This window comes from Sphingomonas colocasiae (genome assembly GCF_019880585.1).
GTDB classification, from domain to species: Bacteria; Pseudomonadota; Alphaproteobacteria; order Sphingomonadales; family Sphingomonadaceae; genus Sphingobium_A; species Sphingobium_A colocasiae.
Genome location: NZ_JAINVV010000004.1, coordinates 76,317 through 90,955, shown reverse-complemented (window position 1 = coordinate 90,955; position 14,639 = coordinate 76,317). Strand labels below are relative to the sequence as shown.

The 14,639-nt window shown below is 66.5% G+C and carries 15 protein-coding genes; 14 read left to right on the top strand and 1 reads right to left on the bottom strand.

Features of this window, described 5'->3' with window-relative positions; translation table 11 throughout:
- Positions 1–126 precede the first annotated feature (126 nt).
- From rimP to K7G82_RS06885, 14 genes are all read left to right on the top strand, one after another.
- A complete protein-coding gene (gene rimP / locus K7G82_RS06950) occupies positions 127–672 on the top strand; it encodes a ribosome maturation protein RimP (RefSeq protein ID WP_222989139.1) in 546 nt (181 codons plus the stop codon).
- Between the two features lie 3 nt (positions 673–675).
- Positions 676–2,274, top strand: a complete 1,599-nt coding sequence (gene nusA / locus K7G82_RS06945; protein ID WP_222989138.1) for a transcription termination factor NusA — start codon at positions 676–678, stop codon at positions 2,272–2,274.
- Positions 2,275–2,340: 66 nt separating this feature from the next.
- Positions 2,341–3,000 carry a DUF448 domain-containing protein gene (locus tag K7G82_RS06940; protein ID WP_222989137.1) on the top strand — a complete coding sequence of 220 codons (660 nt, stop codon included), beginning with the start codon at positions 2,341–2,343 and terminating at the stop codon, positions 2,998–3,000.
- Between the two features lie 34 nt (positions 3,001–3,034).
- Entirely contained in the window at positions 3,035–5,617 is a 2,583-nt protein-coding gene (gene infB / locus K7G82_RS06935) for a translation initiation factor IF-2 (RefSeq protein WP_222989136.1), read from the top strand.
- A 68-nt stretch (positions 5,618–5,685) separates the two neighbouring features.
- Positions 5,686–6,078 (top strand): 30S ribosome-binding factor RbfA, encoded by a 393-nt coding sequence (rbfA, locus tag K7G82_RS06930; protein WP_222989135.1) that lies wholly within the window; start codon positions 5,686–5,688, stop codon positions 6,076–6,078.
- A gap of 309 nt (positions 6,079–6,387) precedes the next feature.
- On the top strand, positions 6,388–7,278 hold the full coding sequence (locus K7G82_RS06925; protein WP_222989134.1) for an alpha/beta fold hydrolase: 891 nt from the start codon (positions 6,388–6,390) through the stop codon (positions 7,276–7,278).
- A gap of 4 nt (positions 7,279–7,282) precedes the next feature.
- Entirely contained in the window at positions 7,283–7,858 is a 576-nt protein-coding gene (locus K7G82_RS06920) for a thymidine kinase (protein WP_222989133.1), read from the top strand.
- Positions 7,855–8,406, top strand: a complete 552-nt coding sequence (locus tag K7G82_RS06915) for a GNAT family N-acetyltransferase (protein ID WP_222989132.1) — start codon at positions 7,855–7,857, stop codon at positions 8,404–8,406. The genes K7G82_RS06920 and K7G82_RS06915 overlap by 4 nt, the downstream gene beginning before the upstream one ends.
- 48 nt (positions 8,407–8,454) lie before the next feature.
- Positions 8,455–8,841, top strand: a complete 387-nt coding sequence (locus tag K7G82_RS06910; RefSeq protein ID WP_222989131.1) for a DUF6491 family protein — start codon at positions 8,455–8,457, stop codon at positions 8,839–8,841.
- A gap of 1 nt (position 8,842) precedes the next feature.
- Positions 8,843–9,202, top strand: coding sequence for a DUF6491 family protein (locus K7G82_RS06905; protein WP_222989130.1), 360 nt, complete (start codon positions 8,843–8,845; stop codon positions 9,200–9,202).
- A 31-nt stretch (positions 9,203–9,233) separates the two neighbouring features.
- A complete protein-coding gene (gene truB, locus K7G82_RS06900) occupies positions 9,234–10,130 on the top strand; it encodes a tRNA pseudouridine(55) synthase TruB (RefSeq protein WP_222989129.1) in 897 nt (298 codons plus the stop codon).
- Between the two features lie 24 nt (positions 10,131–10,154).
- Positions 10,155–10,424 carry a 30S ribosomal protein S15 gene (gene rpsO, locus K7G82_RS06895; protein ID WP_222989128.1) on the top strand — a complete coding sequence of 90 codons (270 nt, stop codon included), beginning with the start codon at positions 10,155–10,157 and terminating at the stop codon, positions 10,422–10,424.
- 169 nt (positions 10,425–10,593) lie between these two features.
- Positions 10,594–12,924, top strand: a complete 2,331-nt coding sequence (gene pnp, locus K7G82_RS06890) for a polyribonucleotide nucleotidyltransferase (protein ID WP_222989127.1) — start codon at positions 10,594–10,596, stop codon at positions 12,922–12,924.
- 213 nt (positions 12,925–13,137) lie between these two features.
- Positions 13,138–14,142 (top strand): sensor histidine kinase, encoded by a 1,005-nt coding sequence (locus K7G82_RS06885; protein ID WP_222989126.1) that lies wholly within the window; start codon positions 13,138–13,140, stop codon positions 14,140–14,142.
- Between the two features lie 109 nt (positions 14,143–14,251).
- Here the strand turns inward: K7G82_RS06885 and K7G82_RS06880 are convergent, their stop codons facing one another.
- Positions 14,252–14,521, bottom strand: a complete 270-nt coding sequence (locus K7G82_RS06880) for a hypothetical protein (protein ID WP_222989125.1) — start codon at positions 14,519–14,521, stop codon at positions 14,252–14,254.
- Positions 14,522–14,639 lie beyond the last annotated feature (118 nt).

The following is a 14,639-nucleotide window of genomic DNA, read 5'->3' as shown; positions in this document are numbered from 1 at the left end:
TCACCGCTTGCCCCGGATGCGAAGCCGCACTATATCGCATCTGCTTTCTCGACATCGGTAACAATGGCGAGGCCGGTAACCGCAAGGTTCCGGCGGCGAAGCCGCATATTCATGTCCGGAGATCCGATGACCGATATCGACGCACTGACCAGCCTGATCGAGCCCGAGGCGCAAGCGCTCGGCTTCGCGCTGGTGCGCGTCAAGCTGTTCGGCGGCGTGGGTGACCGGACCTTGCAGGTTATGGCCGAACGGCCCGACACCCGCCAGCTCACCATCGACGATTGCGCCGCGCTGTCGCGCCGAATCTCCGACCGGTTCGATGCGCTGGAAGCCGAGGGCCGCGATCCGATCGACGAGGCCTATCGCCTGGAAGTCAGCTCGCCGGGGATCGACCGGCCGCTCACCCGCCTCCAGGATTTCTCCGACTGGGCCGGGCATGAGGCGCGAATCAACCTTGCCGAGCCGCAGGACGGCCGCAAGCAGCTGACCGGCAACCTGATCGGAATCGATGGCGATATCGTCGTCGTCGATGTAAACAAGGCGGGCGAGATGCGCGCGCCCTTCGCCAACATCGCAAGCGCGAAGCTGGTCATGACCGACCGGCTGATCGCCGCGACAGCGCCGCTTTCAGCCGAAGGCGCGGACAGCATTCAAGTGGAAGGACAGGACTAAGCCATGGCTACAGCCATTTCCGCCAACAAGGCCGAGCTGATCGCGATCGCCAATGCGGTCGCCAGCGAGAAGATGATCGACAAGACGATCGTCATCGAGGCGATGGAGGATGCGATCCAGCGTGCGGCGCGCGCGCGCTATGGCGCCGAGAACGACATCCGCGCCAAGCTGGACCCCAATAGCGGCGACCTGCGCCTGTGGCGCGTCGTCGAGGTGGTCGAGGCGGTCGACGACTATTTCAAGCAGGTGAACCTGAAGGAAGCGCAGAAGCTTCAGAAGGACGCGGTCGTCGGCGACTTCATCGTCGATCCGCTGCCGCCGATCGAATTCGGCCGCATCGCCGCGCAGGCCGCCAAGCAGGTGATCTTCCAGAAGGTGCGCGACGCCGAGCGCGAGCGCCAGTACGAGGAATTCAAGGACCGTTCGGGCGAGATCATCACCGGCGTCGTCAAGCGCGTCGAGTTCGGCCATGTCGTCGTCGACCTGGGCCGCGCCGAGGGCGTCATCCGCCGCGACCAGCAGATCCCCCGCGAAGTGGTCCGCGTCGGCGATCGCGTCCGCTCGCTGATCCTGCGCGTCGTCCGCGAGAATCGCGGGCCGCAGATCTTCCTGTCGCGCGCCCATCCCGATTTCATGAAGAAGCTGTTCGCGCAGGAAGTACCCGAGATCTACGACGGCATCATCGAGATCAAGGCGGCCGCGCGCGACCCGGGCAGCCGCGCCAAGATCGGCGTGATCAGCCATGATTCGAGCATCGATCCCGTCGGCGCCTGCGTCGGCATGAAGGGCAGCCGCGTCCAGGCGGTGGTGCAGGAGATGCAGGGCGAGAAGATCGACATCATCCCCTGGTCCGAGGACACCGCGACCTTCGTGGTGAACGCGCTCCAGCCCGCCAGCGTCAGCCGCGTGATCCTCGACGAGGAGGAAGACCGCATCGAAGTGGTGGTGCCCGACGATCAGTTGAGCCTCGCCATCGGCCGTCGCGGCCAGAATGTCCGCCTCGCCAGCCAGCTCACGGCCAAGGCGATCGACATCATGACCGAGGCCGACGCGAGCGAGAAGCGCCAGCGCGAGTTCATCGAGCGTTCGGAGATGTTCCAGAACGAGCTCGACGTCGACGAGACGCTGGCCCAGCTCCTGGTCGCCGAAGGCTTTGGCGAGCTCGAGGAAGTCGCCTATGTCGAGACCGACGAGCTTTCGATGATCGAGGGCTTCGACGAGGAGCTGGCCGCCGAACTGCAGAGCCGCGCCCAGGAAGCGCTGGACCGCCGCGAGGAAGCCAATCGCGAACTGCGCCGCTCGCTCGGCGTGGAGGATGCGCTGGCCGGCATGCCCTATCTGACCGAGGCGATGCTCGTCACGCTCGGCAAGGCCGGCATCAAGACGCTCGACGATCTCGCCGATCTCGCCACCGACGAGCTGATCCAGAAGAAGCGCAACGATCCGCGCCGCCGCAACGACAGCAGCCGCCCGGAGGACAAGGGCGGCGTGCTCGCCGAATATGGGCTGAGCGAGGAACAGGGCAACGAGATCATCATGGCCGCGCGCGCGCACTGGTTCGAGGATGAAGGGGAGGACGCGGTTGCGGATACCTCCCAATGAGACGCTAAGGCGTAATCGAACGGCATCGCGGCTTTCGGACGCGCCCTTCCACCGGGGAGGGCGCCGATGAACGATCGCAAATGCATCTTGTCGGGCGAGCGCGAGGCTCGCGAGGGACTGATCCGGCTCGCACTGGGCCCGGACGATGTCGTCGCGCCCGACATTCGCGCCCGCGCGCCGGGCCGTGGCGCATGGATCGGCGTGGACCGGGCGACGCTCGACACCGCCAATGCCAAGGGCAAGCTCAAGGGCGCGCTGGCGCGGGCCTTCAAGTCCGGCACGGTTTCGGCGCCCGCCGATCTGGGCGCGCGCATCGCGGACGCGCTGCAGCGTGACGCGCTCGACCGGCTCGGCCTCGAATCGCGATCGGGCGCGGTGCTGATCGGATCGGAAAAGATCCAGGATGCCGCGCGCAAGGGCCAGGTTCGCCTGCTGCTCCACGCCGCCGATGCGAGCGCGGACGGCACGCGCAAGCTCGACCAGGCATGGCGCGTGGGCAGCGATGCGGAAGGAAGCGACCTCAGGGGCATGACTTTGCCGGTGGGACGCACTATATTGTCGATGGCGCTGGGCCGCGAGAACGCGGTCCATGTCGCGGTGACCGATCGGGCAGCAGCCGAGCGCGTGAAGAACGCCATCGTCCGCTGGCGGGATTTTATCGGAAGTGAATCGGAAGCGGAGCCTTGCGCAAATGCGGTGCAGGGTTCATGCGCCACGGGCGCATGACGGCGGACAAGAATGAAGGGTTTGAGATCAGTCGATGAGTGATACGGACAACGACAAGCCGAAACTGGGCATGCGCCCGCCGCTGGGGCTGAAGCGCACGGTCGAGACGGGCAAGGTGAAGCAGAGCTTCAGCCATGGCCGCCAGAACACCGTGGTCGTGGAGGTCAAGCGCCGCCGCATCCTGGGCAAGCCCGGCGAGGCCGATGCCGCGCCCGTCGAACAGGACGTCGCACCCGCGGCGCCCGCGCCCGCCGCGCCCGCCCCTGCACGCCCGGTGGCCAGCCCGCCCCCGCCGCCGGCAGCGCCGCGCCAGCAGGACAGCCTGCTCTCGCGCCAGGAACTGCAGGCCAAGCTGCTGCGTGAAGCCGAGGAGGCGCGGATGACCGCGCTCGAGGACGCGCGTCGCCGCGAGGAGCAGCAGAAGCAGGCTGCCGCCGAGGAAGAAAAGCGTCGCGCCGAGCAGAATCGCAAGGCCGAGGAGGAAGCGGCGAACGCGCCGCCGCCCGCGCCTGAACCCGAACCCGTTGCAGCCCCCGCCCCCGTGCCTGCCGCAGCCGTGCCCGCCGCGGCGACGGCGGCTCCGGCGCCCGCCGCCGCAGCACCGGCCGCCAAGCCCGAGGACAATCGCCCCGCGCCGCGCAAGTTCACGCCGGTGCCCAGCCCCAAGCGCCCCGAGCCGCCGGCGCGCCCCGCGCGTCCGCGCGGCGGCGACGATCGCCGGCAATCGGGCAAGCTCACCGTCACCAAGGCGCTGGACGACAGCGAAGGCGCGCGCGCGCGCAGCCTCGCGGCGCTGAAGCGCGCCCGCGAGAAGGAACGGCGCGCCCATTATACGGGCGGCGGCCAGCCGCAGGCCAAGCAGATCCGCGACGTCGTCGTGCCGGAAGGCATCACCGTTCAGGAACTGGCGAACCGCATGGCCGAAAAGGGCGCCGACCTGGTGAAGGCGCTGTTCAAGATGGGCATGATGGTCACCGTCAACCAGACGATCGATCAGGACACCGCCGAGCTGCTCGTCACCGAGTTCGGCCATAACATCAAGCGCGTGTCGGATTCCGACGTCGAGATCGATACCGCCGCCGATATCGATGCCCTGGAGACGCTGAAGCCGCGTCCTCCGGTCGTGACGATCATGGGCCATGTCGATCACGGCAAGACCTCGCTGCTCGACGCATTGCGCGGCACCGATGTCGTGACCGGCGAAGCCGGCGGCATCACCCAGCATATCGGCGCCTATCAGGTGCAGGTGAAGTCGGGCGACAAGATCACGTTCCTCGACACGCCGGGCCACGAAGCCTTTACCGACATGCGCGCGCGCGGCGCCAACGTGACCGACATCGTCGTGCTCGTGGTCGCGGCCGATGACGGGCTGATGCCGCAGACGATCGAGGCGATCAATCACACCAAGGCGGCCGGCGTGCCGATGATCGTGGCGATCAACAAGATCGACAAGGAAAACGCCAATCCCCAGCGCGTGCGCGAGCGCCTGCTTGAGCATGAGATCGTGGTCGAAGACATGGGCGGCGACGTCCAGGACGTCGAGGTTTCGGCGCTCAAGAAGCTCAACCTTGACGAACTGATCGACAAGATCCTGCTCCAGGCCGAACTGCTCGAACTGAAGGCCAATCCCGATCGCGCCGCCGAAGGCACGGTGATCGAGGCCAAGCTCGACAAGGGCCGTGGTCCGGTCGCCACCGTTCTGGTCGGCCGCGGCACGCTGCGCGTCGGCGACGTCTTCGTCGTCGGCCAGCAGAGCGGCAAGGTGCGCGCGATGGTCAACGACAAGGGCCAGCAGATCAAGGAAGCCGGTCCCTCGACCCCCGTCGAGGTTCTCGGCCTGTCGGGTACGCCGGGCGCCGGCGATCCGCTTTCGGTGGTCGAGAACGAAGCGCGGGCGCGCGAAGTCGCCGCCTATCGCGAGCAGCTCGCCACGCAGAAACGGACCGCGACCGCGCCGGCCTCGCTCGACACGATGTTCTCGGCGCTTCAGGCCAACAAGGCACTGGAATATCCGGTGGTCGTGAAGGCCGACGTGCAGGGCTCGACCGAAGCGATCGTGGCCGCGCTCCACAAGATCTCGACCGACGAGATCAAGGTGCGCGTGCTCCATTCGGGTGTCGGCGCCATCACCGAGTCCGACGTGACTCTCGCCCGGGCGTCGAACGCACCGATCATCGGTTTCAACGTCCGCCCCAACGCCAAGGCGCGTGAAATCGGCACGCGTGACAAGGTCCGCTTCAAATATTTCGACGTGATCTATCACCTGACCGACGACATCCGTTCGGAAATGGCGGGCGAACTCGGTCCGGAAGCGATCGAAACCGTGGTCGGCCGCGCCGAGATCCGCGAAGTCTTCTCGGCGGGCAAGCACGGCAAGGCGGCCGGTCTGCTCGTCACCGAAGGCGCGATCCGCAAGGCGCTCAAGGCCCGCATCACGCGCGACGACGTCATCATCTACAATGGCGAAATCGCGTCGCTGCGGCGCTTCAAGGATGACGTGGCCGAAGTTCGCGCCGGCCTGGAGTGCGGCGTGACATTCACGCAGAACTTCACCGACATCCGTGCGGGCGATTATCTCGAAACCTTCGAAGTCGAGATGCGCGATCGGACGCTGTGACGCGAACGTGCGAATATGGGCCGCCGCCCCGGAGGTGATCCGGGCGGCGGCCGATTGGTGAATTGAAGATGCGAAACGAAACGCCCGAAACCCGCTCCGTCCGCGTCCTGCGCGTGGGCGAACAGGTGCGCCATGTGCTGAGCGAGATCCTGACGCGCGGCGAGGTGCATGACGATGTGCTCGCCAGCCACCCGGTTTCGGTGACCGAGGTGCGCATGTCCCCCGACCTGCGCCACGCGACGGTGTTCGTGAAACCGCTGCTCGGCCGCGACGAGGAAGCCGTGCTCAAGGCGCTGCGCACCAACACCGCTTATTTCCAGCGCGAGGTCGCCCGCCGCGTGAAGATGAAATATGCCGCGAAGCTGAAGTTCCTGGCGGACGAAAGCTTCGACGAGGGCACGCATATCGACCGGCTGCTGCGCGATCCGAAAGTGGCGCGCGACCTGGACGCCGACGACTGAGCGGATCGGGCGGCAACCGGCTTCGATCCGCTCGCCGGCGCTCTGATAGCAGGATGCAGGGATCCTGACGCATCCGCCCCCTGGAACGCTCAAACGCCGCGCGGGCTTGACCGGAATGCGATAAGTCGAACTCAGCGCATTCCGGTATGATCTCCAACCTATCCCCTTGACGTCCGTCATCGCGAGCGTAGCGAAGCGATCCAGGGATGCATCCGCCGCCGGATTGCTTCGTCGCTGCGCGCCTCGCAATGACGATCCGGTTTCCGGCGGATGCGACGTGTCGACGCCGGGCTTTGGGGAGTTTCGAATATGCGGTGGCTGATCTTCGCGCTTGCGGCGCTGATGCCGGCGGTTCCGGCGCTGGCGAAGGACGAGATCCATCGCGCCGTGATCGCCGATCCGGCGGCGGACGCCACGGCGCCCGCCGGCATGTCGGCCTGCGTGATCCCGTCGGGCGACGGCGCGATGAACGCGGTGATGTACACCGCATCGGGCAAGGCGCCCCACCCCACGCTGCTGCTGCTGCACGGCTTTCCGGGCAATGAGCAGAATCTGGATCTGGCGCAGGCCGCGCGTCGCGCCGGCTGGAACGTGCTGACCCTGCACTATCGCGGATCCTGGGGCAGCCCCGGTCATTTCTCCTTCGCCCGCTCAGCCGAGGACGCGCATGTCGCGCTCGCCTTTCTCCGCTCGGCCGAAGCGGTTGCCAAATACCGGATCGACCCCACGCTGATCGCGGTCGCCGGGCATAGCATGGGCGGCTTCATAGCCGCCGACGCCGCCGCCGACGATGCCGCGGTGCAGGGCCTGTTCCTGATCGATCCCTGGGACATCGCGGAAACCGCGGCGGCGATCGCCTCGCCCCAGGGGCTGGCGGGGTGGAATCGCGGCGCGGCGGGCAACCTGCCCCCGCTGTCCGGTACCAGCGCCGATGCGCTGGCGAAGGAGATGACGGACAATCGCGAACGCTTCGATCTCGCGCAAAGGCTGATCGCCTATGGGGATCGCCCACTGACGATCGTCGGCGCGGAACGCGGCGGTGCCGCCACGGCGCGGCGGGTGGGTGGAGACGCCCAGTCGGTCGCGCGCCGCACCCAGATCCAGGTCTGGCCGACCGATCACAGCTTTTCCGATCACCGTGTGGCGCTGGCCGATCTGCTCGTCCGCTGGCTGATCCAGATCGCGCCGCCGATCGGCTGATCCGATGGCCAAGCTCTATTTCTACTACGCGTCGATGAACGCGGGCAAATCGACGACCTTGCTGCAGGCGAGCTTCAATTATCGCGAGCGCGGCATGGAGACGATGCTGTTCACCGCCTCGGTCGACGATCGCTATGCGCGCGGCATGATCACCTCGCGCATCGGCCTGGCGGCGCAGGCGGAACTGTTCGATCGCGCGACCGATCTGCGCGCCGCCGTCGAAGCCGAGCATGACCGGCGGACGCTCTCCTGCGTGCTCGTCGACGAAGCGCAGTTCCTGACGCGCGACCAGGTGTTCCAGCTTGCCGGGGTGTGCGACGAGATGAATATCCCGGTGCTCGCCTACGGCCTGCGTACCGATTTCAAGGCCAATCTGTTCGAAGGCGCCGCGCATCTGCTGGCGATCGCCGACACGCTGGTCGAGCTGAAGGCGGTCTGCGAATGTGGCCGCAAGGCGACGATGAACCTGCGCGTCGACGCGACCGGCCATGCGGTGCGCGAGGGCGCGCAGACCGAGATCGGCGGAAACGACCGCTACGTCGCGCTGTGCCGCCGCCATTTCATGGAGAAGACCCGATGACCGCCGATGCCGCCGCCCTGTCGACCGTGCTCGCCGATGGCGATCTGGTGCTCGAACCGCTGGCCGAACGCCACCGCGTGGCGCTCCGCGCGGCCTGCGCGGAGGATCTGGCGATCTGGCCGATTTACGGCCTGTCCTATGATCCCGATCACTTCGACGCCAATTTCGAGATATTGGCGGCCGGCGGCGCCAAGCTGGGCTTCGCGATCATGCATGGCGGCGTGCTGGTGGGGATGAGCGCCTATCTGGCGATCGAGCCACCGCGCGGCGTGGTCGAGATCGGCAATTCCTATATCGTCCCCGGAGCGCGCGGCACCGGCATCAACGACCGTTTCAAGCGGCTGATGCTCGATCACGCCTTCGCCTGCGGCTTCCGGCGCGTCGAATTCCGCGTCGATGTGCGCAACACGCGGTCGATGGCGGCGGTCGCGAAGATCGGTGGCGTGAAGGAAGGCGTGCTGCGCCAGGAACGCATCACCTGGACCGGGCATGTGCGGGATACCGCCCTCTTCTCCGTCCTTGCCGATGAATGGCGCAAAGACGGCTGAACGCTTCCGCTCAGCATGCGTTCAGCGTCGGAAAGGCAGGAAAGGCCGATGAAGACATTGCAACGCGCGCTGGCGGCTCTTGCCGCAGCCTCGATGGCCGGCGGCGCGGTGGCCGCGCCGCCGAAACCGCGCCCGATCGGCATGGAAACCCAGATCCCCTTCGCCGATCATCGCGGCATCCGCGACTTCCAGGCCGACGGCGACAGCGCGCTGTGGATCCAGGACCAGGGCCGCAACTGGTATCGCGCCACGCTGTTCGGCCCCTGCCCTGGCCTGCCCTATGCGATCGGCATCGGCTTCGTCACCAAGGGGACGAGCGCGCTCGACAAATTCGGCCAGATCGTCGTCGAGGGCCGCACCTGCCAGATCGAGACCTTCGCCACGTCAAACCCGCCGCCCAGAAAGGCGGATCGCAAGAAGAGGAAGGAAAGCTGAGATGAAAGCCCTGCTGATCGCGCCGCTGATGCTCGCCGCCGTTCCCGCCCTGGCCGAACGGACGCCGACGCCGATCGGCCAGGAAGCCGAAATCCCCTTCGCGAATCGCGACGGCATCCAGGATTACCGGGCGCTTGACGATCGCGGCCTCTATATCCGCAGCATCACCGGCGAATGGTATTATGCGCGTACGATGGGCCGGTGTGCACGGCTCCGTTCCGCCAACACGATCGGTTTCGAGACGCCGCCGGGCGGCACGCTGGACCGTACCGGCGCGCTCTACGCCCAGGGCTGGCGTTGCCAGATCGACAGCCTGACCCGTTCGGAGGCTCCGCCCAGAAAGGCGAAGCGCAGTAGCTGACTTTTCCCCGCCTGCCAGCTAATCGCGGCCGATGCACGGCTGGATCATTCTCGACAAACCCCTGGAACTGGGGTCGACGCAAGGCGTATCGGCGGTCAAGCGCGCGTTGCGCGAGGGCGGCTATCCCAAGATGAAGGTGGGCCATGGCGGCACGCTCGATCCGCTCGCATCGGGCGTCCTGCCGGTGGCGATCGGCGAGGCGACCAAGCTGGCAGGCCGCATGCTCGACGCGTCGAAAATCTATGATTTCACGATTCGCTTCGGCGCGCAGACCGACACGCTCGATGCCGAAGGCAGGATCATCGCCGAAAGCGACGTGCTGCCGACGCGCGCGGCGGTCGAGGCGATCCTGCCCGCTTTCACCGGCGCGATCGAGCAGATGCCCCCCGCCTATTCGGCGCTCAAGGTCGACGGCAAGCGCGCTTACGATCTGGCCCGCGCCGGCGAAGAGGTCGTGCTGGCCGCGCGGCACGTGACCATCCACAGTCTCGCGCTGGCCGGCGAAACACCGGCGGACGGGCCGGTCGCCGCCGTCACCCTTTCCGCCCATGTCTCGAAGGGTACCTATATCCGCAGCCTGGCGCGGGACATCGCGCTGGCGCTCGGCACCGTCGGCCATGTCATCATGCTGCGCCGCACAAAGGCCGGCCCGTTCACGCTCGATCACGCGATTTCGCTGGACAATCTGGCCGAAGCCGCTAAGGCCCGCCGACTTGAAGACATAACCTTGCCGCTGACGGCGGGGCTGGACGACATCCCGGCTCTATCCGTCACCCCCGATCAGGCAAGGCTGCTCCGCCAGGGGCAGGTCTTGATCGGGATTGCCGCCCAGCAGGGCCTCCACCTCGCCACCCAAGCGGAAACGCCGGTCGCGCTGGTCGAGCTTTCCGGACATGAACTCCGGGTGGTGCGCGGCTTCAACCTGTGATGCGATGTCGAAGGAAGAAATGACATGACGATTACCGCTGAGCGCAAGGACGCGCTGATCAAGGAACATGGCCGTGAAGCCGGCGACACCGGCAGCCCAGAGGTCCAGGTCGCGATCCTTACCGAGCGCATCACCAACCTGACCGAGCATTTCAAGACGCACGCCAAGGACAACCACTCGCGCCGCGGCCTGCTGATGCTGGTCAACAAGCGCCGCAGCCTTCTCGACTATCTGAAGAAGAAGGATAGCGGGCGCTACAGTGAAATCATCGCGAAGCTCGGCCTTCGCAAATAATCCGAACGGCCCCGGAGACGGGGCCGTTCGCACATTCCGGCCTGGCGCAATCCGGCGCCTTGGCGGGAGCAGACGGGCAGGATACCAGTCCCGTCACAAGCGCGCCAAATCCGGCGCGTACACAAGATGCACCGGATCGCATCTGGCGATCCGGACGTAAGGAAAATCAATGTTCAACATGAAAACAGTCGAAATCGAGTGGGGCGGACAAACCCTCAAGCTCGAAACGGGCCGCGTTGCCCGCCAGGCCGACGGCGCGGTGCTCGCGACCTTGGGTGAAACCGTCGTGCTCTGCGCCGTCACGGCCGCGCGCTCGGTGAAGGACGGGCAGGATTTCTTCCCGCTCACCGTCCATTATCAGGAAAAATACTCGGCCGCCGGCCGCATTCCGGGCGGCTTCTTCAAGCGCGAGCGTGGCGCCACCGAAAAGGAAACGCTGGTTTCCCGCCTGATCGACCGCCCGATCCGCCCGCTGTTCCCCGAGAACTTCTTCAACGAGATCAACGTCATCGCTCAGGTGCTGAGCTATGACGGCGAAAACGAGCCCGATATGCTGGCGATGGTCGCCGCGTCGGCCGCGCTCACCATCTCGGGCGTGCCCTTCATGGGCCCGATCGGCGCCGCGCGCGTCGGCTATGTCGATGGCGAGTACATCCTGAACCCGACCGACGAGCAGGTCGCCGCGGGCGAGCTCGATCTGGTCGTCGCCGGCACGCACGACGCGGTGATGATGGTCGAATCCGAAGCCAAGGAGCTTTCGGAAGAGGTCATGCTGAATGCGGTGATGTTCGCGCATCGCGGCTTCCAGCCGGTGATTCAGGCGATCATCAAGCTGGCCGAACAGGCTGCCAAGGATCCTTGGGAGATGTCGGCGGAGATCGACCGCAGCGAAACCAAGAAGAAGCTGAAGAGCGCGATCGGCAAGGATCTGACCGCCGCGTACAAGCTGACCGACAAGCAGGCCCGCCAGAACGCGGTGAACGAAGCCCGCGCCAAGGCGCGCGAGCTGTTCGCCGACGCGGAAGCCGGCGAGAAGATCGCCAGCCTGAAGCTCGTCAAGAAGCTGGAGGCGGAGATCGTCCGCCAGGCCATCCTGAAGGACGGCAAGCGCATCGACGGCCGCACCACCACGCAGATCCGCCCGATCGAGGCGATCGTCGGCTTCCTGCCGCGCACGCATGGTTCGGCGCTGTTCACGCGCGGTGAGACCCAGTCGATCTGCACGACCACGCTGGGCACCAAGGACGCCGAGCAGATGATCGACGGCCTGAACGGCCTGCGCTACGAGCATTTCATGCTGCACTACAACTTCCCGCCCTATTCGGTCGGCGAAGTGGGCCGCTTCGGCGCGCCGGGCCGCCGCGAGGTCGGGCACGGCAAGCTGGCGTGGCGGGCGCTGCATCCGGTGCTGCCCACCAAGGACGAGTTCCCCTACACGATCCGCGTCCTCTCCGACATCACCGAGTCCAACGGCTCGTCGTCGATGGCGACGGTGTGCGGCGGTTCGCTGTCGATGATGGATGCCGGCGTGCCGCTGAAGCGCCCGGTTTCGGGCATCGCCATGGGTCTGATCCTGGAAGGCAAGGACTTCGCGGTGATCAGCGACATCCTGGGCGACGAGGATCACCTCGGCGACATGGATTTCAAGGTGGCCGGCACCAGCGAGGGCATCACCTCGCTGCAGATGGACATCAAGATCGCGGGCATCACCGAAGAGATCATGAAGCAGGCGCTCGCGCAGGCGAATGAGGGCCGCGCGCACATCCTGGGCGAAATGGCCAAGGCACTGGGCGAAACCCGCACGGAGCTTTCGGCGCACGCCCCGCGCATCGAGACGCTGCAGATCGACAAGTCGAAGATCCGCGAAGTCATCGGCACCGGCGGCAAGGTGATCCGCGAGATCGTCGCCGAGACCGGCGCCAAGGTCGACATCGACGACGAGGGCCTGATCAAGATCAGCTCGTCGGACCTGTCGCAGATCGAAGCCGCCAAGAAGTGGATCCTCGGCATCGTCGAGGAAGCCGAGGTCGGCAAGATCTATACCGGCAAGGTCGTCAATCTCGTCGATTTCGGCGCGTTCGTGAACTTCATGGGCGGCAAGGACGGCCTCGTCCACGTCTCCGAGATCAAGAACGAGCGCGTCGAGAAGGTCGCCGACGTCCTGTCCGAAGGGCAGGAAGTGAAGGTGAAGGTGCTCGAGATCGACCAGCGCGGCAAGGTTCGCCTGTCGATGCGCGTCGTCGATCAGGAAACCGGCGCCGAGCTGGAAGACACCCGCCCGCCCCGCGAGCCCCGCGAAGATCGCGGTCCGCGCGGTGACCGTGGCGATCGCGGCCCCCGTCGTGACGGCGACCGCGGACGCGGCGGCCGTGACCGTGACCGTGGCCCGCGTGGCGACCGGGGCGATCGCGGTCCCCGCCGTGAACGCAGCGAAGGCGGCAATGATGACGGGCCGGAGCCCGAATTCGCGCCGGCCTTCCTGAAGCGCGACGACGACTGATCGCCTGAACGGCAAAGACACGGAAAAGGGGGCTTCACGCCCCCTTTTCTTTATCTCCAATAACTTAGCACAGGAATCCGCTGACAAGCCCCTGGCGGCGTGATACGCATGCGCGGTCTTCGGGGATTTGCGCCGCAAATCGCGACGAAGAAGATCAAGGGCTTGCGATCGGCTTCCAGCGGATCACCACATGCCCTGGCCGCCGGGGGGCGCATGTCGGGACGGGTACAGGCCTTTGTCGAGCGTTTGCCGCTGCTGGCGGATCGGCAATTGCTTGCTATGCTCGCGGCGCTGCTCGCGGCGGGAATCGGCCTGGGCCTGCGGCTCTTGTCCGCGCCCTGGATGCCGCCCGGCTACCCCTTCCTCACCTTCTTTCCGATGGTGGTCGCCACCACGCTGCTGTTCGGATGGAAACCGGGCACGCTCTGCGCCGTCGCGAGCGGCGCGCTGGCCTGGTATTTCTTCATCACGCCGACAACGGTCTTCGCGTTCGACGCCGGCATCGCGGTCGCGCTGAGCTTTTTCGCGCTCGTCGTCGGCGCGGAGATCGTGCTGATCCACGCGCTCCAGACCTTCGTGGCCCGCGCCGCGCGCGAACGCGAGACCAGCCGCCTGCTCGCGGAGAATCGCGAACTGCTGTTCCGCGAGCTCCAGCACCGCGTTTCGAACAATCTCCAGGTCGTGGCCGGGCTGCTGACGCTGCAAAAGCGCGGGGTGACCGACAAGCGCGCGCGCGACGCACTGGACGAGGCGGCGCGCCGGCTGACGCTGATCGGCAAGATATCCCGCCAGCTTCACGACACCACGGGCGGCCATGTACCCGTCGGCCCGTTTCTCGACACGCTGTGCGGCGATGTCCTGTCCGCCAGCGGCCGCGACGACGTCGCGCTGGAGGTGTCGGTGGACGACGGCATCGAGATCGGGCCGGACGCCAAGATCCCGATCGCGCTGATCGTCGCCGAATCGATTGCCAACGCGATCGAACATGGCTTCGCGAACGGTTCGGCGGGCAGCATCGGCGTTCGCCTCAACCGGACACCCTCGGGGCTGTTGCTGGAAGTCAGCGACAACGGCGCCGGCCCGCCCGAGGGGTTTCGGCTGGAGGACAGCCAGAGCCTGGGCCTGCGCATCGCCCAGATGCTCGCCCGGCAACTGGGCGGATCCTTCACGCTGGTCCGCGAGGAACGCACCCGCGCCCTGCTGGCCATGCCCGGTTGAGCGACCAGCAGGATTGGCCGTCAGTCAGGACGGCCAATCCTGAAACGGGAAGGGGCCGGCACCGCACGCGGCACCGGCCCCTGGAAGCCGAAACGGGAGACCGCTTCGCCTAGCTCGTCTTCACCTGCGCGGCGTTGACGTCCGCATCGTCGATGGCGTCGGCCGCAGCCTCGCCATTCTCGCGCACGGAATCCGCCTGATTCTCCAGCATGTCCTCGGTCGCCTCATTGACGGCATTGTCCGCCTGGGCGTCGAGCGCGTCGGCCACATTGTCCGCATTCGCCTCGACATTGTCGGCCAGCGCGTCGTCGCCCTTGCCGCCGCACGCGGCCAGCGCCACCAGGCTCGCCAGAGCGACCGATTTGAAAACTGTCTTCATTTCCTACCCCTGCAACAATTGGGGCCGCGCGAACCTGCACGGCGGAACAGGCACAAATCGCGGGATACCCCAAGGGTTCCGAGATTTGCGACGAACCGATGACGAAAGAAAAACAGGT